The following is an 18,894-nucleotide window of genomic DNA, read 5'->3' as shown; positions in this document are numbered from 1 at the left end:
CATAAAAAAGTAGCCTCTAAAAATATCATCACGGGGATTAACCTGCACTTTACGAGAAAGGGCATTAACGCAATAATAACAATATTAATTATATTAGTTAACATAATATACAAAATACTGCAACACAAATCACAAAAAGGAGCATCGATGGGTTCAATGCTCCCTTTTAGCACACGGTTAATTCTGTTCGAAAGCGACAATCGGAGTCCGCCTATCGCTCCTCATTTATTGCGCATTCTTCCATGAATGTCTCCGGTTGCTGAGAGACAACCTGTTCCCGCTCTTTCTGAGCAAGAACACGCTCCACAGTATCAACAATCGCTTGAGTTTGTGAATCAATCTCAATATTAACCCTCTGACCAAGACGTTTCTTACCTAATGTCGTACGTTCCAGTGTTTCAGGAATAAGGTGAACACAAAAACGATTATTAACCACATCGCCAATTGTCAGGCTAATTCCGTCGATGCCGATAAATCCTTTATGCAAGATATATTTCATTAATTGCTTATCATGGATACGGAACCATATTTGATGATTATTTTCTGAAGTGAAAATTTTAGCTATCTCAGCAACCGTGATGATATGACCGGACATCAAATGTCCACCAATTTCATCCCCAAATTTAGCCGCCCGCTCCAGGTTCACATAATCCCCTGGCTGTAAATCACCAAGATTAGTCAGACGTAGAGTCTCTTTCATCAAGTCGAAACTAATCTCATCGCCTTCTATTTTGGTTACCGTCAGACAACAACCGTTATTGGCAACTGACGCCCCTGTTTCAATACCTGGCAATAATTCAGCCGGGAATTTAACAACATGAGTCCGAAAATTACTTTTTTCATCAATAGCAACCAAGGGTGCTTTTCCCTGAACGATGCCCGTAAACATAGAAGAACCTCTTAATGACTGTGTATAATTATTAATTAGTTTATATCAAGTTGTCATTGATAAATACCACCTGATCATTTGAATATAAACTCAGCATTATTATTGCAATATAGTATTAAATAGATACAATACTCCGGTTAGTAATCGGTTGATTTTTCGAAAATCGTTTCTTATATACAGATGTCTTTCTTAATATTTTCTACTTTAATAAAAAAGGTGTAATGCGTGCAGAAGTATTTAAAAGAAGCGCGTAGTTTGCTCGCTCTTGGGATTCCCGTCATTATTGCTCAATTTTCACAAACTGCAATGGGGGTTGTGGACACCGTTATGGCGGGTAGCGTCAGTGCAACAGATATGTCCGCGGTTGCTGTTGGCACCTCGATCTGGCTGCCCGTTATCTTATTTGGTTACGGCTTACTATTAGCTTTAACACCCATTATTGCGCAAATGAACGGTTCTGGTCGCAGGAATCTCATTGCTAACCAAACTCAGCAAGGATTCTGGCTGGCGATTTTTCTCTCCATTATCATTATTGCTATTCTATACAACAGCAAGTTCCTGATTGACAGGCAACACAATATAGATCCACTTTTGGCAGAAAAAGCGGTTGGATTTATCCACGCAATAATGTGGGGTGCGCCGGGCTATCTGTTTTATCAGGTACTGCGTAATCAATGTGAAGGTTTATCGAAAACCAAACCAGGCATGGTAATTAGTTTTTTAGGATTATTGATTAATATTCCGATTAACTACATATTCATTTATGGTAAATTTGGCGCGCCCGCTTTAGGTGGTGTCGGCTGTGGTGTTGCTACCGCCAGCGTTTACTGGGTCATGTTCCTACTAATGCGTTGGTATGTGAAACGTGCATCATCACAAAGGGATATCCGCCCTAAACATCGCTTCGCCGCACCAGAATGGCATATTTTGAAACGCATTTCAGCTCTCGGCTTACCTATTGCGATGGCAGTATTTTTCGAAATTACATTATTTGCCATAGTGGCATTACTGATCTCTCCTTTAGGCGTTACTGCTGTTGCAGGGCACCAAATTGCACAAAATTTTAGTTCATTAATGTTTATGTTCCCAATATCTTTGGCCGCAGCAACCACTATCCGCGTTGGCTATAATTTGGGGAAAAAATCTATCGAGAATGCCCGGATATCAGCCTATACCGGAATTATGGTTGGTTTGGTATTTGCTTGTTTAACCGCAACTTTTTCTATCATTCTGCGAGAGCCGATCGCCTTGATGTATAACGACAATCCTGAAGTTATCACCATGGCATCACATCTGATGCTATTTGCCGCGCTTTACCAATTATCTGATGCCATACAAGTGGTAGGGGCTGGTGTTTTACGTGGATATAAAGATACGCGTTCTATCTTTTATATCACTTTTATCGCTTTCTGGATTCTGGGGCTACCAAGCGGTTATATCTTGGGATTAACCGACTATATTGTACCCGCTATGGGGCCACAAGGGTTCTGGATCGGCTTTATTATTGGCCTGACTGCATCAGCAGTAATGATATTTGCCCGTATTTCATGGACACAAAAACAACCAGATGAGGTAATTTTACAACATTCAACCCGCTAATTTACTTTACTATAAAGCCGGGGATGAATACTTAACTGTTGGAATAAACGACAAACTCACTGTGACAGATGCAAATACGAACAGTTGAGCAATAATTTGTATTATTCCCCTTGCCAGAAGGCTAGCTCACCGTTAATATTCGTCCCCGTTGTCACCAATGCAATTTAGATTGCGTCCGTAGCTCAGTTGGTTAGAGCACCACCTTGACATGGTGGGGGTCGGTGGTTCGAGTCCACTCGGACGCACCAATTGCGTAGTGATTACATCGGTTTACAGTGCGTCCGTAGCTCAGTTGGTTAGAGCACCACCTTGACATGGTGGGGGTCGGTGGTTCGAGTCCACTCGGACGCACCAAGTCTACAGATGGATCTTCTTTTTTTTATTATCTCTTCTCTTGGTTTTGCTTAATTTATTTCCCACGTCAAAATACACTGTTGTTTGTTTACAGACAGTTTGAGCAATGCGCGATAACTCTTCTCTGTTAAGATCTGCATCATTTTTCCTGTTTACCGTTATAATTAATTCATATATACCCTATGGATTTCAAGATGCATCGCGACGGCAAGGGAGTGAATCCCCGGGAGCATAGCAAACTATGTGACCGGGGTGAGCGAGTGCAGCCAACAAAGAGGCAACTTGAAAGATGACGGGTATAATCATTTTTTGATTCATTTCACAGAAATAAGTCTCTATAATACGGCGCAATTTAGAGTTGAATGGTTTCAGCTTATTGATTTGCCGAACACGGAAAAGTTACAGATTATCGTATGTATAAGCTCGCATAATTACATGTGCCTAACCTCACACGAAAAACACCGCATGTCTTCCCCGCCACTTGTTCTTAATGATGTTGCGCAACGTTCAACACCACATGGTATCTGCGCAAACCATAAAGTTGGCGATTCACTATTTTATCCAATTAAAACCTGTAGATAGATTGTCATGAAAAAAACTAAAATTGTTTGTACTATCGGACCAAAAACAGAATCCGAAGAAAAACTAGCCGAACTGTTGAATGCTGGCATGAATGTTATGCGCCTCAACTTTTCACACGGAGACTATGAAGAGCACGGCCAGCGTATTCAAAATATCCGTTCAGTTATGACTAAGATAGGTAAACAAGCCGCTATTTTGCTGGATACTAAAGGCCCTGAAATCCGAACTATGAAACTGGAAGGCGGTAACGATGTCTCTCTAACCGCAGGTCAGACCTTCACTTTTACTACTGACACTTCCGTTATCGGTAATAAAGACCGTGTTGCTGTCACTTACAATGGCTTCCCTGCGGATCTGGCTCCCGGTAATACCGTGCTAGTTGATGACGGCTTGATCGGCATGACAGTTAAAGAGGTCACTAAGTCAGAGGTCATTTGCCAAGTTTTGAATAACGGTGACTTGGGGGAAAATAAAGGTGTTAATCTGCCAGGTATTTCCATCAGCCTGCCTGCCCTGGCTGAAAAAGATAAGCAAGATTTGATCTTTGGTTGCCAACAAGGTGTTGATTTCGTCGCCGCTTCTTTTATCCGCAAACGCTCCGATGTTCTGAAAATCCGTGAACATCTGAAAGCGCACGGCGGTGAAAATATTCAAATCATCTCTAAGATTGAAAATCAAGAAGGTCTGAACAATTTTGATGAAATTCTGGAAGTTTCTGACGGGATCATGGTTGCTCGTGGTGATCTGGGCGTTGAAATTCCAGTTGAAGAAGTGATCTTCGCCCAGAAGAAGATGATTCAAAAATGTAATATCGCTCGCAAAGTTGTTATCACTGCAACTCAAATGCTCGATTCCATGATTAAAAACCCGCGCCCTACCCGTGCGGAAGCTGGTGACGTCGCTAACGCTATTTTGGATGGTACTGATGCGGTTATGCTTTCTGGTGAAAGTGCAAAAGGCAAATATCCAATAGAAGCAGTGACTATCATGGCAACGATTTGTGAACGTACAGACCGCGTTATGCCAAGCCGTATCGAAGCCGTCCATTGCCGTAACCTGCGCGTAACCGAAGCGGTGTGTCGTGGCGCTGTTGAAACAGCAGAAAAACTGGAAGCCCCTCTGATTGTGGTCGCAACCTATGGCGGTAAGTCTGCCAAATCCATTCGTAAGTACTTCCCTGGAGCCCCTATTTTGGCATTAACCACTAATGAAGTGACTGCCCGCCAATTACTACTTGTTAAGGGTGTTTTTACCCAAATTGTTAAAGAAATCGCCTCTACCGATGATTTCTACCGCATTGGTAAAGAAGCGGCGTTAGCAAGTGGCCTGGCGAAGAAAGGTGAAATCGTGGTTATGGTATCTGGCGCCCTAGTTCCAAGCGGCACAACCAATACATCGTCTGTTCACGTACTTTAATTTAATAGGTCGCTTTATTTCTGAAACACCGTAAATATAGCGGTGTTTCAGGATATTGAATATCTGATTTTCTCCGCCAATATGTCGCAATACCAAATTACTTTCCCAATCATCATACTCACAGATTTCTTTTCATTTTATGCTAGTTAATATTAGTAATAATGCCATTCTCTGTTTTCTCGTGGTCAAAAAACGGCTTAACTCTCAACAATGATAATATTTTCCAGCACTACATCATTTGTGGAGAACCCTCTTTACATATCATCAACATCTTTGCCTTGATCATGGCTCATCGAAAGCTTTACCGACTTCGCTTAAGTTCTGGAACTCACCTTTTGTTCCCGTCGTTTTCGCTTGAATCGAGCACAGGATATCTTGACGACTAAAAATCGAAGCTTGCAAAAGTGCTGTTTGTTGCAACGATTCATAGACACCATGATCACGGCTATAAAGCATAGCCCGTTTAACCCCGTTAATAGCCACTGGAGGCCGATCAGCAATACGCCGAGCAGTCGCGAGAGCGCCTTCGATTAGTGTTTCCGTAGAAGGGAACACCTTTACCACCAGCCCCAAATCATGAGCCTGAACCGCGCTCAGCGTATCCCCAGTCAGAGCAAGATAGCGAGCCACACCACCAGGGATCAAATGTTGCAAACGTTGAAGAATACCTAAGTCAGCCATCATACCAATATTGGTTTCTTCTATACGAAACTTCGCATTTTCAGCAGCAAAACAAAAATCGCACGCAGCAATTAAATCAAAACCTGCACCAAGACAAGCGCCTTGTACTGCGGCAATAATGGGGAATCGGGCACGTTCCAATATGCTTATCGCCTCCTGCATTTGCAATAAGCTGAACTGCATCGCTTCCCGTTCATTCGGATTCGCCGTATTAGCCTCTTTGCTAGAGGCAAAAATTTGCAGATCAAGCCCGCCACAAAATGTGTTTCCCTGTGCAGAAATCACCATTGCCCGCACTTTACCTGAACGACTGAGTTGCTCTACTGTTTCAGGAAATCGTTTCCAAAACCCAAGCGCCAAACTATTTGCCTTTTCAGGACGACTGAGTTGTAAATGGGCGACTCCGTTGTCAATGCTGATGTTAAAATATTCGTTAGATTGATCAGTTAACATAACAAACTCCTCTTACCAGTTTGAATTTGAGCCTAGGATTCAACCTGAACATTGTCAAGTTATTCATCTACAATAAGATTCAGTTAACAAATTTGTTTTAAGAGAAACCCTAAATTTATGTATAAAAAATGGCTTCATTAAATAGATGTCCCGATGGTTCAATAGATGCAAGATGTCCAAAATGTTGTATTTTTTATTTATAAGAATTTTTAACTAAAATTATTTCGAAGAATATCATTCCCTCACGGAATAGGCTTTTTTTGATTAAAATGTTACTCAACGGTTTTGTTTTTTTACATTTAGATGAAAATTATCTGCTCACTAAAGAGAAAAATTGAAATAATTGGTTTTCATGATAAAAATTTATTCTCTTTCTAAAAAACTTTGTGTAATACTTACATGGCTACTTGGAGATTAACTTAAATCTAGAGGGTATTATAATGAATCGTACTAAAATTGTACTGGGTGCAGTAGTTCTGGCTTCTACTCTGTTGGCTGGTTGTTCAAGCACTGCTAAGGTTGACCAACTGACTTCTGATATTCAGACTCTGAATGCAAAAGTTGATCAACTGAGCAATGACGTGAACGCAGTACGTACTGACATTCAAGCCGCTAAAGACGATGCAGCTCGTGCGAATCAGCGTCTGGATAATCAAGTTCGTTCCTACAAAAAATAATTTTTTGTAATTATGTACAAAAATGGCGCACAGTCCATCTGTGCGCCATTTTTTATCATCGGATTCTGTTAGATAAATATTTGCAGGCTTCTTTGTCCGCAATAAAATATTAATTTTCCCGATAGATTGGCCCAGGTTGATATAACGGTGGTAATTTAAACGGTTCAGATACATCTTTATTCACCGCTTGTTCTACACCTTTAACATCATCATCTTCCACCTGTACGATATTCTCTTCTCGCAACTCCTGTTGTGTTTCAGACTCTATGCCTTTACTTACCAGCACCGGCATACCAGAACGACGTACCATCGCTTGTTCAACAATATTCTTATCTGTCTTGCTATTATCAATGAACTTGTTCAAATTGGCTGAGCGGACAATAGGTAATGTCTGTGGATCATCATCCTCTTTTTTAGACAATGGCTGATGTACTTCAATATAACGCTTACCATTTGGTTCTACAGAATACTTAACCGCCTCATTGATAATCTGTACTCGTGTTCCACGGGGAACAGCATTGAATAGCGCTTCAATATCATCAGGACGCAAACGAATACAGCCCGAACTCACCCGCATACCAATACCAAAATCAGCATTAGTGCCGTGGATCAAGTATTCTCCGCGCCCGGCAGCTAAGCGCAACGCAAATGCGCCCATTGGGTTTTCCGGGCCAGCAGGAACAACCGCAGGTAAGATAACCCCCTGTTCAGCATAATGTTTACGGATATTCTTAGTCGGCGTCCAAGTTGGATCTTTAATTAGCTGACTAACAGATGTTGTCATCACTGGCGTATTACGACCGAGTTGCCCAATACCAATAGGATAAACGATGACTTTGTTTTTCTCTTTAGGGAAATAGTAGAGTCTGAGTTCTGCTAGGTTAATCACAATCCCCTGCCTCGGTGTATCAGGCAACAACATTTGTGATGGAATAATCAGTTCAGAACCCTGAGCAGGCAAATAAGGGTCGGTACCTGGATTAGCTTCCAGCATTGCCAGTAAACCAATTTCATATTCGGCAGCAATGGCCTCTAAAGAACGTCCATCATCGGGTACGACCAATGTCGTATTTTCGCCAATTAAACGGCTATTGGCCGCCGCTGGCAAAATATATTCTGTGGCGCTAACGGTGTTAGCTAACCCACTTAACAATAACACGCTAATAAACGTTAAAACTCGTTTCATGCTTGCTTCCTGGAATGACTTCTGAATGTTATCGAATAAATTTAAGTATATACCCTATGGATTTCAAGATGCATCGCGACGGCAAGGGAGCGAATCCCCGGGAGCATAGCGAACTATGTGACCGGGGTGAGCGAGTGCAGCCAACAAAGAGGCAACTTGAAAGATAACGGGTATAAAAGGTTGAAGCCTTATTGGCCGTATATATTATCAGTAGCTATAGAAACGCGTAAGACTGGTATTTAAACCATTTTACTTGCCCTGTTTCGGATAGCACATATCATCGCATGTAACCCCTGCGTGCGTGAGAGAGTCAGATGTTGCTCCAAAGATAATTTGCCAAAATATTCAGTTACATCCAAATCCAGAATCTCCTGGGGTGTTTTATCCTGAAACAAGATAAAGACAATCGCAACCAACCCTTTAACAATAGCGGCATCACTATCACCAATAAATTCCACTTTATTTTGGTGATTTGTTCTTAGCAGTATCCACACCTGACTCTGGCAACCTGCGATTAAATTCTCAGGTTGGCGTTGTTCATCAGTAAGAGGAGGCAACCTCGCCCCCAATTCAATCATATAGAGATATCTTTCTTCCCAATTCTGGCAACGGGAAAAATTACGTAACAACTTATTTGTGTCGGGCCAACTTGCCATGACTTTTTCCTTATCACTCTTTTGATCTATAACTAGTTCAACCCAGTAGCAATTCTATTCTCTGCAATGCAACAACAAGCGCATCAATATCTTCTTGCGTAGTATAAATCGCCAATGAGGCCCTACACATGCTGGAAACGTGATAATGTTCCATCAAAGGAAGGGCACAATGATGCCCGGTACGGATCGCTATTCCATATTGATCAAGGAAACTTCCCACATCATAAGCATGATGTCGGCCAAGGTTGAAAGCAATAACCCCCTGACGTTGCTCAGGACCATACCATTTCAGGGTTCTGACCTCTTTCAGCCGTGCCATTGCATAATCCATCAGTGCCTGTTCATGTTGCTGAATTTCATCCAGCCCAAGTGAAGTGACATAATCGACAGCAGCACCAAGCCCAATAATTCCCGTAATATTTGGGGTTCCCGCTTCAAATCGCCACGGTGGTTCTGCATAGGTTATCCCCTTTTGCAGGCTAACCTGTTTTATCATCGCGCCACCCCCTTCCCAAGGTGGCATAGCATCCAGCAGGGATTTACGCCCATAAAGCACACCAATGCCTGTTGGACCATATAATTTGTGACTAGAAAAAACATAGAAATCGCAGTCCAGATCCTGCACATCAACTTGCTGATGCATAATAGCCTGAGCGCCATCGACCAGAATAGGTAACCGACTCCCCTGCTCATTAGCTAGTTTTCTTGCCTGTTTTATGATTTGACGTACAGGATTCACTGTACCAAGCACATTAGAGAGGTGAGTAAAAGAGAGTAATTTAGTCCGTGAATCAATCAAAGAGGCTAAGACGACTTGATCCAACTCGCCATTCTCATTCAATGGCCATACTCTAATTTCAAACCCAATCTGTTCTGCCAGCATATACCACGGAACAATATTGGCGTGATGTTCCATTTCAGTAATAACAATATTATCGCCATTATTGATAAACTTGCGGCCATAACTGTTAGCAATCAGGTTAATCCCTTCTGTCGTACCTTTAACGAAGACAATCTCTTCATGACTTTGAGCATGAATAAATTGCGCCATCTGGTAGCGCACATTTTCAACCATCCGAGTAGCCGCAGAGCTCAGGGTATGAATTCCCCGGTGAACTGCCGCATACTGGTGCAAATAAAATTCACTTTCTCGTTCAATAACCGAAACCGGCTTCTGAGTGCTGGCAGCACTATCAAGATAAACCAATGGATGCCCATTAACCCGTTGAGTTAACACCGGGAAATCTTGCCGCACCTTTTTTACAGAAAAAGTCATCTTTCCACTCTCTCTAAACGGTGCTTAATATGTTTCATAACAACGGCCTTCAGGGATTCATCTTCAATAGATTCAGTTAGCTCAGCAGCAAAAGCAAATACCATCATATGCTCTACATCACGTCGTTCGATACCGCGTGATTGCAGATAAAACAGTTGTTCTTCATCTATCCGACCAACGGTTGCACCATGACTGCATTTCACATCATCAGCGTAAATTTCCAGTTGGGGTTTGGTATCCACTTCTGCCTGTTTGCCCAACAACAAATTGTTATTGGTCATTTGTCCGTCAGTTTTCAATGCATGAGGAGCCACTTTAATCATGCCGTTAAATACCACTTTGCTCTGATCCATCACAATGGTTTTATGCAACTGGTGGCTTTCACAATGCCCCTTATTATGTTCCAAATAAGTACGAGTATCAGCGACCTCTTTTCCTTGTGGCAACAGTAAGCTGTTCAACGACAGATTGGCCCCTTCGCCATTCAACTTAACACTGGTATTGTGTCGGCCAAGCCCTGAGCCTAATAAAAAGCTGGTGCTTTTTACTTGAGCATCACGACCAATCACAATATCGTTATGGGCAAAGTGATAGCTTGCACTGTTCTCAACCCCCAGTTTTATATGGGCGAAATGGGCATTATCCCCCACTTCCGCAGTTAATCGGCTTCCTGTCATATGAGGTTGTTGTCTATCAATACTGACGAAATGTTCAATCACGCTGGCACTCGTATTCGTGCCTACGGCAATGTGGTAGCGGTAATGACTGCTATTCAATGCTTCACTACTGTGACCACTGGTTATATTCAGCAGGTACAGCGGCTTTTCTGCCACTTGCCCAGCCTTTAATGTAATAACCAAAGGTTGTTGAGCCAAACTCTCTGTCAAATGCAGAAAAATCTCACCCTGTATCGGTGCCGGAAGCCCACTTTTGTTATCCAGTAAACTGAGCTGATATGGCCCAAATTCACAGGAACTCAGTAAAGGTGAAAAACAACCATCCACCATAACGACACGCCAACAATCCATTGGAATCGCCAGTTGTTCGCATTGTGCTACTGTCAATTCCCAAGTTTTGCTGCTGTATTGCTGATTTAACAATTTATCCAACGGCGTATAACGCCAATCTTCATGTCTGAATTGAGGAAAACCGGTTTTAATGGCTTTCTGCCAATGCAAACTGGCATGAGATGAATCCTCACCATGACGGCTGTGGTACAAATCAGCAAAACGTGCTAATGCTTGCTGATTACGTTCTGCAACCTGCCGCACCTTTTCAGCTTTTTCACTGTTGGTCAATAAGCCAGCCATAACCTTGCTCCTCCAACTTTTTCGCCAGACTGAAATCACCGGATTTAATTATTCTTCCCTGATAAAGCACATGCACAAAATCAGGTTTCACATAATCCAAAATACGTTGGTAATGGGTCACAATAATGAATGAACGATTTGGATCACGTAGAGAATTCACACCATTAGCCACAATTTTCAATGCATCAATATCCAGCCCTGAATCTGTCTCATCCAGAATACAGAGTGTCGGTTCCAGCGCGGCCATTTGCAGAATATCATTACGCTTTTTCTCACCACCGGAAAAGCCGACATTGACTGAACGTGTCAGCAAATCCGGCGGCATATCCAACAATTCAATTTTTTCTTCGATAAGATCGGCAAAATCAAAGCGATCCAGCGGCTCCTGATAGCGATATTGGCGAACAGCGTTCACTGCGGTTTGCAGGAAAAATTGATTACTGACACCCGGAATTTCTACCGGATATTGAAACGCCAGGAAAATCCCCTCGCCGGCTCGCTCTTCTGGCTCAAATCCAAGTAAATCTTTGCCTTTAAAGGTGATTTCACCATCATCGATTTCATACTCTTCACGGCCAGCTAACGTTGCTGATAATGTACTTTTACCGGAACCATTTGGCCCCATAATGGCATGAATTTCACCCGGTTTAACTTCAAGATTTAATCCTTTTAAGATTTCATTACCTTCAACACTGACTCGTAAATTTTTAATACTTAACATATTACATGCCTTCGAACGACTTAACGTTCTGTCATAAAAAAGGGAAACCGAGAAAATTCATCCGACGCTGTGTTCAAGGCTGATCGCCAGCAATTTTTGTGCTTCAACAGCAAATTCCAGGGGAAGTTCAGAGAACACATCCTTACAGAATCCATTAACAATCATGGAAATCGCATCATCTTCACTGATGCCACGTTGCAAGCAATAGAACAATTGATCTTCACCAATGCGGGAGGTTGTCGCTTCATGCTCCAGTTGCGCCGTATTGTTCTGTACTTCTACATAAGGGAATGTATGCGCGCCACATTCAGTACCAATCAACATGGAGTCACATTGGGTATAGTTACGAGCGTTTTCTGCTCCCGGTAATATTTTAACCAGCCCACGATAACTGTTCTGACTACGACCAGCAGAAATGCCCTTTGAAATAATGGTCGATTTGGTATTACGGCCAATGTGGATCATCTTGGTACCGGTATCTGCCTGTTGAGTACCGTTAGTCAGCGCAACGGAGAAAAACTCGCCAATCGAGTTATCCCCTTTCAGGATCACACTGGGATATTTCCAAGTAATTGCGGAACCTGTTTCCGATTGAGTCCAAGACATTTTGGCATTTTCGCCTTCACATAATGCTCTTTTAGTGACAAAGTTGAGAATCCCCCCGGCACTATCACCACCGGAAAACCAGTTTTGTACCGTGGAATATTTTACTTCGGCATCTTTATGGATAATCACTTCGACAACAGCGGCATGAAGCTGATAGCTATCACGCACCGGTGCAGAGCATCCTTCTATATAGCTGACATAACTGCCTTCATCAGCAATCAGGATAGTGCGCTCAAATTGTCCCGTTTTCGCAGCGTTGATACGGAAATAGGTGGACAGTTCCATTGGGCATCGAACGCCTTTTGGCACATAAACAAAAGTACCATCAGAAGCCACCGCGGCATTCAACGCGGCAAAAAAGTTATCATGGCTTGCAACCACACTGCCGAGGTATTTACGGACCAATCCGGGATATTCCTGTATCGCTTCACTAAATGAGCAGAAAATAATCCCTTCTTTCGCTAACTTATCCCGATAGGTCGTTGAAACAGAAACGGAGTCAAAAATAGCATCTACCGCAACAGCTTCACCTTCCCGTACAGGAACACCCAACTTATCAAATGCTTCTTCAATTTCTGCGGTTAAATAGCTATTAGCTTGCTCCGCTCCTGTCCCTTGAACAGCACCAGATTGTGAATTGCAACTATCACCACAAGCACCGCATGAAGGTGCTGAATAGTAACTGTAGTCTTGGTAATCAAGATTGGGATAATGGGCTTTCAACCAATGAGGCTCTTCCATTCCTAGCCAATGGCGATAAGCCTCCAGCCGAAATTCAAGCATCCATACGGGCTCATTGCGTTTTGCGGAAATGGCCCGCACAACCTCTTCACTCAAACCTTTAGCTAACTCATCCGTCGCTACCTGAGTAAAGAAGCCTTCTTTATAACGATGATCGCTAAGCCAAGTCTGCACATCATCACTGATTTCTACATTGCTCTGAGACATATATTGGTACACTTATATACCAAAGCTTTCACCACACCCACAGGCATGTTGTGCTTTTGGATTATTGAATTTAAATATCTGATTTAAACCTTCACGAACAAAATCCACTTCAGTACCATCAATAAATGGCATGGCTTTCAGAGGAACATATAGACATGCACCTTCATTTTCATACCTCAGATCATCAGGTGCCGGATCGTTAACCATCTCAAACACATAGCCAAAGCCGGCACATCCCGATTGCTTAACCCCCAGATATAATCCTTTGCTTTGTGGGTTTTGCTGCATCAACTTTAGGATCTGCTCTGCTGCTCTCGCGGTGATGGTGATTCCTTGCCATGCAGTTTCATTCAGAGAAAAGGTTTCAACACTATTTGTCATAGTTGACCTCACATTTGTTCTATGGTCATTTTTGCCGCCGTTATCGGAGAACTCTACTCCCGTATAATGGTAATGATAACCTTTATCACTTCAACCATTTGTTTTAAGAGGATATACCTTAAGCAGATCGAATTTTATACAAATGCGATGATTTATGTTCATTTCATATGAAGGTATATCTTTAATTTACTGTTTTATCTATAAATTATTAGTTTGATCAATTGTGCTATTTTGTACTTATTGGCGTAAGACAAAAGCACAAAAAGTTCATCAAAAGCATTATTAATGCGAGCTTTCAGAGACACAGGAGAATGGCTCCATCCCCAGTATAAAAATAAAAGCCAGTCAGACAAAACTGATATAGTTAACCGAAAGTACAGAATGAAGGTTGCCATTATGATGATAATATATGCAAATAGAATTTCTGTTTAATTGAGGCAATTAATTAAACGCATTAAGAAACAATTTTATCTATACCCGTTATCTTTCAAGTTGCCTCTTTGTTGGCTGCACTCACTTACCCCGGTCACATAGTTACCTATGCTCCCGGGGATTCGCTCCCTTGCCGTCGCGATGCATCTTGAAATCCATAGGGTATATATATTCCACTTCCAACATTCCTTTATTTTTTATTAATAGCTATACTGACTGGTTAATTTAATTCAAAGGTATTACTTGACTATAATAAATATTTTCAAGATGTTGCATCTTATATCAATAAAAGTATACTGCCTCCGGGTGCTTGAGACTTTCTGTCTTGAGCATTATATTCCAGGCAGGAAGAGAAAAGCCCCATCCGACTATAAATCGAAATGAGGCTACTCCTAATGCTGAACAACATAAGGCTAGCCTCTTACCTGACAAAAAGCAAGGAGAGAAGGTGATGAAGCCGCAAAAAATCGCAATATTTAGTTTGATCATTATTTGTGTGACATTACTCCTGTTCACATGGATAACAAGGGGTTCACTCTGTAAGCTCCATGTCAAACGAGGTAATACAGAGGTTGCGGCAATTATGGCTTACGAATCCAGCAACAGGTAAGGCAACCTCAGGCGGGAGGTTTTTACTCCCGCCCTTTTAGATGTTGTTATGGCTTTAGTTCTCAGGCACCCTTTATATTTCAGTGGAATTAGACATTAATTAAAACTACTGAAATTTTAGCATTAATTGATATATACTGGCGTTTACAGATTTAAATAAAAATTTTCAATTAGATTTTTTCCTATCCCAATATTAATTCTTTTAATATCATTCACCACTTCTATTCCATTAGACATTTAAACTTATAGAACATATACAATCAACTCAAATAACCCATAATATTATAAAAATATCGATAAGCTCTATAAATATATATACTTCTTAAAGGTTATCGCAACTCAAGTAAATTATCTTAAAAAATAACTTTTTCACTTAAATAGTAGGTTATTTCACATAATAACCTACTTCTACTTTTGTTTTATATTTTATCCAGGCAAAACTGATGTGGTTAACCGAGAGGTACAGCACAAATGTTGCCGCTCATCAAAAATATCAATTCGCCACACCTGGTGATTGCGGCCAATATGAATAGGTTTACATACGCCTTTCACTTCACCACTACGAACCGAGCGAATATGATTAGCATTGATTTCCAGCCCAACAACTTTTTTCTCACCTTCGGAACAGAGATACCCAGCTAAAGAACCGAGTGATTCTGCCAGCACAACAGATGCCCCGCCATGCAATAAACCAAATGGCTGACGCGTGCGATAATCAACCGGCATTGTGCCTTCAATATAGTCATCACCGATATGCGTGATTTTTATGCCCAGATGGCCCATCATACATTGGCTATTTACTTGATTCAGGCTATCCAGTCCAATATCACGTTTCCAAATCATGGGATTATCTCCAATAAAGCTTGCAACGGATGCTTAAGTACTTGCCCTTCTATCCTCTTAACCTGACTGCGGCAGGAATAACCGGAACTTAGACAGCGCTCCAATGGGAATTTCTGTAAGGCAGGTTGCCAGGATAACTTATAGATACCAATAGAGTGTTCTATGTTTTTGTTTTCATGACCATAGGTTCCGGCCATGCCACAGCAGCCTACACTGATATTATCCAGCTTGCTACCCAACCGATGGAAAATTTTTTCCCACTGTTGACTACTGCCCGGTAGCATAGTCACTTCGGTACAATGTCCAAATAGATACCATTTATCACCGGATCTTTCTTCATGGCCACTTTTCTCTGGTAAGGTATTAATCAACCATTCATGAACAAGCTGAACCTCAAACTTCCCACGCTGTTCTCCCAAAATTTCTTTATATTCGTCCCGGTAGCACAGTACCAGCGCTGGATCGATACCGACCATAGGAATACCCAACTCAGCAACCCGGTTCAGAAAATCTGACGTCTTTTTGGCCGTTTTAGCAAAACGGGATAAGAAGCCTTTGATATGTTGTGCTTTACCGTTTGGAGAAAATGGCAGCAATACGGGTTTATATCCCAATTTTTCTACCAAATAGGCAAAATCAGCCACAACTTTTGCATCGTAATAACTCGTGAACGGGTCCTGAACGATCAATACGTGTTCGTTACGATGAACTTGTTCCATTTTTTCAAGCTGTTCCAGTGTGGTCGAAAGTGCATAATGACCCGCCAGTTGTTGGTGCAGCGTCGGGCTGGATAACAAGGGTAAATCCACCATGCCGATAGTCCGGCAACTCAATTCTTGCATCCACGATTGTTTCAGGAAGAAATTAAAGACCCGAGGGACCTTAGCCATTAATGGCGTACTGCTTTCCGCACTCGCCACGATATGATCACGTAAAGGGCGAAAATAGCGGCCGTGATATAACTCAAGAAAACGTGCACGAAATGACGGAACATCAATTTTAATCGGGCACTGTGTTGAGCAAGCTTTGCATGCCAGACAACCCGACATTGCCTCTTTCACTTCGTGAGAAAAGTCATACTCCCCACGCCATGCCTGCCAGCTATTGCGAGTCTTTTCAATCAACCCACGCAAACTTGGTCGTTTTTGCTCTAATCCTTGTTTCAGTAGCGTCGGCTCCACCCCCTGTTCCGTCAAAAGGCGCAGCCATTCACGCACCAGTGTTGCGCGTCCTTTCGGCGAATGGATACGTTGCTGACTCACTTTCATTGATGGACACATCGGGCTTTTTACATCGAAATTAAAACAGAGCCCATTCCCATTACACTCCATAGCGCCACGGAATGTATTCCTGACATTTACCGGAATTGTCCGGTCATAAGTTCCTCGCTTAACAGCATCGACCTTCATCATAGGAGCATCAATCCCCATCGGCGGACAAATTTTACCCGGATTCAAGCGGTTATCCGGGTCAAAAGCAGCCTTAATCCGGCGTAATTCTTCATACAAGATGCTACCGAAAAATGCCGGGCTGTATTCAGCACGAAATCCTTTACCATGCTCTCCCCACAGCAAACCACCATAACGTGCCGTAAGACTGACAATTGCATCAGAAATCTGTTTCATGAGTATTTCCTGCTGAGGATCACACATATCCAACGCTGGCCGAACATGCAGCACCCCCGCATCCACATGACCAAACATACCATAATTGAGATGATGGCTATCCAATAGTTGCCGGAATTCCGCAATATAATCAGCAAGATGCTGTGGCGGCACACACGTATCTTCCACAAAAGGAATGGGTTTCGCCGCACCTTTACTGTTACCCAACAAGCCAACCGCTTTCTTGCGCATGGCATAAATACGCTCAATATCAGCTAACTCTCGGCAAATTTGATAACCAATAACCCCAGCTTGCTTGCTATCCATCAGTTCATCAAGGCGCTGACAAAGTGTTTCTACTTGCCGGTCTATCAAAGGTTGATCATCGCCACTGAATTCAACAATATTCAACCCCTGCATATCTTTGTTCGGAACATCAGAGATCAATTCCTTAACTGAATGCCAGACGATATCCTCACGCGCCAAATTCAGCACCTTGGAATCCACGGTTTCAACCGATAATGCCTTTGCCTCCACCATAAAAAGGGCATTACGCAGTGCAGAATCAAATGAATCATATTTCACATTCACCAATCGCCTAACTTTTGGCAGCGGAGTAATATCCAAAACCGCTTCGGTAATAAAAGCTAGCGTTCCTTCTGAACCGGTTAAGATACGACCTAAGTCAAATTTCCGCATATCGTCACTGAAAACATGGCGCAAATCATAACCGGTCAGAAAGCGATTAAGTTTGGGGAATTTTTCAACGATAAGTTCACGTTGTTCACGGCAACGACTAAGCACCGTGTTATAAATGCGACCGGTAACAGAATCCTCTTGCGCAATCGATTCCGCCTGGACTATATCCATAGCGCGGGTGTCAAGTAATTCCCCCCCTAATAGAACTGCCCGTAGGCTAAGAACATGATCAGAAGTTTTACCATAGACTAATGAGCCCTGACCGGATGCGTCAGTATTAATCATACCGCCCAATGTTGCACGGTTACTGGTTGAAAGCTCCGGTGAAAAGAAATAACCATATGGACGCAAATATTGATTCAGTTGGTCTTTAATCACACCCGCTTCAACTCTGACCCAACCTTGCTCCGGGTTAATCTCAAGAATGCGATTCATATAACGGGACATATCCACCACAATGCCGTCATTAAGCGCCTGGCCGTTTGTGCCTGTACCGCCACCGCGTGGAGTAAATGTCAAATTCTGATATTCTTTTTCACCTGCGACACGAGCCAGTAAAACCACATCGGCACTGGATCGAGGAAAAACGACAGCCTGTGGTAAGAGTTGATAGATACTGTTATCTGTCGCCATTGTCAGACGATCGGCATAACTACTGGCAACATCTCCGGTAAATCCTTGTTCCTTTAATGTATCCAAGAACTTCTGTGCGACCTCACTGACGTGCGGTGCTTGTGATATGCGTGGGATCATTATCGTTTTGACCCTTTTAAAATGAGTGTCCACATTGCTTTATTTATACTATCTTTGAATCAATGCCTTAATCAGCCGTAACCATTTACCACCGTTAACTGATTTGTCTGAGAAGGCAAGCGTTTACCTTATCATAATATTCACCTATTTTGAGTAACCTGTAGATAACATCCTATTTATTCATTATCTTTAGCGCCACTAAATCCCTGAGAGAAATTA

General features: G+C 42.3%; 15 protein-coding genes and 2 tRNA genes. 6 read left to right on the top strand and 11 right to left on the bottom strand.

Annotation, left to right across the window (positions count from 1 at the left end; genetic code table 11):
• Positions 1–211: 211 nt before the first annotated feature.
• Complete coding sequence (locus LG003_RS01055; protein ID WP_112875771.1) at positions 212–889, bottom strand: riboflavin synthase subunit alpha; 678 nt, start codon at positions 887–889, stop codon at positions 212–214.
• 225 nt (positions 890–1,114) lie between these two features.
• Between LG003_RS01055 and LG003_RS01050 the strand changes: the two genes are divergently transcribed.
• The 4 genes from LG003_RS01050 (at position 1,115) to pykF (ending at position 4,840) form a co-directional block, all read left to right on the top strand.
• On the top strand, positions 1,115–2,488 hold the full coding sequence (locus tag LG003_RS01050) for an MATE family efflux transporter (RefSeq protein WP_112875770.1): 1,374 nt from the start codon (positions 1,115–1,117) through the stop codon (positions 2,486–2,488).
• 171 nt (positions 2,489–2,659) lie between these two features.
• Positions 2,660–2,736, top strand: a tRNA-Val gene (locus LG003_RS01045).
• 29 nt (positions 2,737–2,765) lie between these two features.
• Positions 2,766–2,842: transfer RNA gene (locus tag LG003_RS01040), tRNA-Val, on the top strand.
• A 588-nt stretch (positions 2,843–3,430) separates the two neighbouring features.
• A complete protein-coding gene (pykF, locus tag LG003_RS01035; protein WP_262979990.1) occupies positions 3,431–4,840 on the top strand; it encodes a pyruvate kinase PykF in 1,410 nt (469 codons plus the stop codon).
• A gap of 282 nt (positions 4,841–5,122) precedes the next feature.
• On the opposite strand, the gene LG003_RS01030 is transcribed toward pykF, so the two are convergent.
• Positions 5,123–5,974 carry an enoyl-CoA hydratase-related protein gene (locus LG003_RS01030; protein ID WP_262979989.1) on the bottom strand — a complete coding sequence of 284 codons (852 nt, stop codon included), beginning with the start codon at positions 5,972–5,974 and terminating at the stop codon, positions 5,123–5,125.
• 440 nt (positions 5,975–6,414) lie between these two features.
• On the opposite strand from LG003_RS01030, the gene LG003_RS01025 reads away from it, so the two are divergent.
• Positions 6,415–6,651, top strand: a complete 237-nt coding sequence (locus tag LG003_RS01025) for a major outer membrane lipoprotein (protein ID WP_036805405.1) — start codon at positions 6,415–6,417, stop codon at positions 6,649–6,651.
• Between the two features lie 109 nt (positions 6,652–6,760).
• On the opposite strand, the gene LG003_RS01020 is transcribed toward LG003_RS01025, so the two are convergent.
• From LG003_RS01020 to sufA, 7 genes are all read right to left on the bottom strand, one after another.
• Entirely contained in the window at positions 6,761–7,837 is a 1,077-nt protein-coding gene (locus LG003_RS01020) for a L,D-transpeptidase family protein (RefSeq protein WP_262979988.1), read from the bottom strand.
• Between the two features lie 239 nt (positions 7,838–8,076).
• Positions 8,077–8,493, bottom strand: a complete 417-nt coding sequence (gene sufE, locus LG003_RS01015) for a cysteine desulfuration protein SufE (RefSeq protein ID WP_112875766.1) — start codon at positions 8,491–8,493, stop codon at positions 8,077–8,079.
• A 37-nt stretch (positions 8,494–8,530) separates the two neighbouring features.
• The gene (gene sufS, locus LG003_RS01010; protein WP_262979987.1) at positions 8,531–9,769 is read right to left on the bottom strand and encodes a cysteine desulfurase SufS; all 1,239 of its coding nucleotides are present in this window, start codon (positions 9,767–9,769) and stop codon (positions 8,531–8,533) included.
• Complete coding sequence (sufD, locus tag LG003_RS01005) at positions 9,766–11,079, bottom strand: Fe-S cluster assembly protein SufD (RefSeq protein WP_262979986.1); 1,314 nt, start codon at positions 11,077–11,079, stop codon at positions 9,766–9,768. Before sufD ends, sufS begins: the two co-directional genes overlap by 4 nt.
• Complete coding sequence (gene sufC, locus LG003_RS01000) at positions 11,054–11,800, bottom strand: Fe-S cluster assembly ATPase SufC (RefSeq protein WP_262979985.1); 747 nt, start codon at positions 11,798–11,800, stop codon at positions 11,054–11,056. Before sufC ends, sufD begins: the two co-directional genes overlap by 26 nt.
• 57 nt (positions 11,801–11,857) lie before the next feature.
• Complete coding sequence (gene sufB, locus LG003_RS00995) at positions 11,858–13,354, bottom strand: Fe-S cluster assembly protein SufB (RefSeq protein WP_262979984.1); 1,497 nt, start codon at positions 13,352–13,354, stop codon at positions 11,858–11,860.
• A gap of 12 nt (positions 13,355–13,366) precedes the next feature.
• Positions 13,367–13,735, bottom strand: a complete 369-nt coding sequence (gene sufA, locus LG003_RS00990; RefSeq protein WP_262979983.1) for a Fe-S cluster assembly scaffold SufA — start codon at positions 13,733–13,735, stop codon at positions 13,367–13,369.
• Positions 13,736–14,618: 883 nt separating this feature from the next.
• On the opposite strand from sufA, the gene LG003_RS00985 reads away from it, so the two are divergent.
• Positions 14,619–14,777, top strand: coding sequence for a Hok/Gef family protein (locus LG003_RS00985; RefSeq protein WP_112875903.1), 159 nt, complete (start codon positions 14,619–14,621; stop codon positions 14,775–14,777).
• A 425-nt stretch (positions 14,778–15,202) separates the two neighbouring features.
• On the opposite strand, the gene LG003_RS00980 is transcribed toward LG003_RS00985, so the two are convergent.
• A complete protein-coding gene (locus tag LG003_RS00980) occupies positions 15,203–15,619 on the bottom strand; it encodes a hotdog fold thioesterase (protein WP_112893949.1) in 417 nt (138 codons plus the stop codon).
• A complete protein-coding gene (gene ydiJ / locus LG003_RS00975) occupies positions 15,616–18,675 on the bottom strand; it encodes a D-2-hydroxyglutarate dehydrogenase YdiJ (RefSeq protein ID WP_262979982.1) in 3,060 nt (1,019 codons plus the stop codon). The genes LG003_RS00980 and ydiJ overlap by 4 nt, the downstream gene beginning before the upstream one ends.
• Between the last annotated feature and the right edge of the window lie 219 nt (positions 18,676–18,894).

Source organism: Photorhabdus kleinii (genome assembly GCF_025384885.1).
Classification (GTDB): Bacteria; Pseudomonadota; Gammaproteobacteria; order Enterobacterales; family Enterobacteriaceae; genus Photorhabdus; species Photorhabdus kayaii.
Note: the sequence above shows the minus strand (reverse complement) of the source record. Positions and strands in the feature narration are given on the sequence as shown.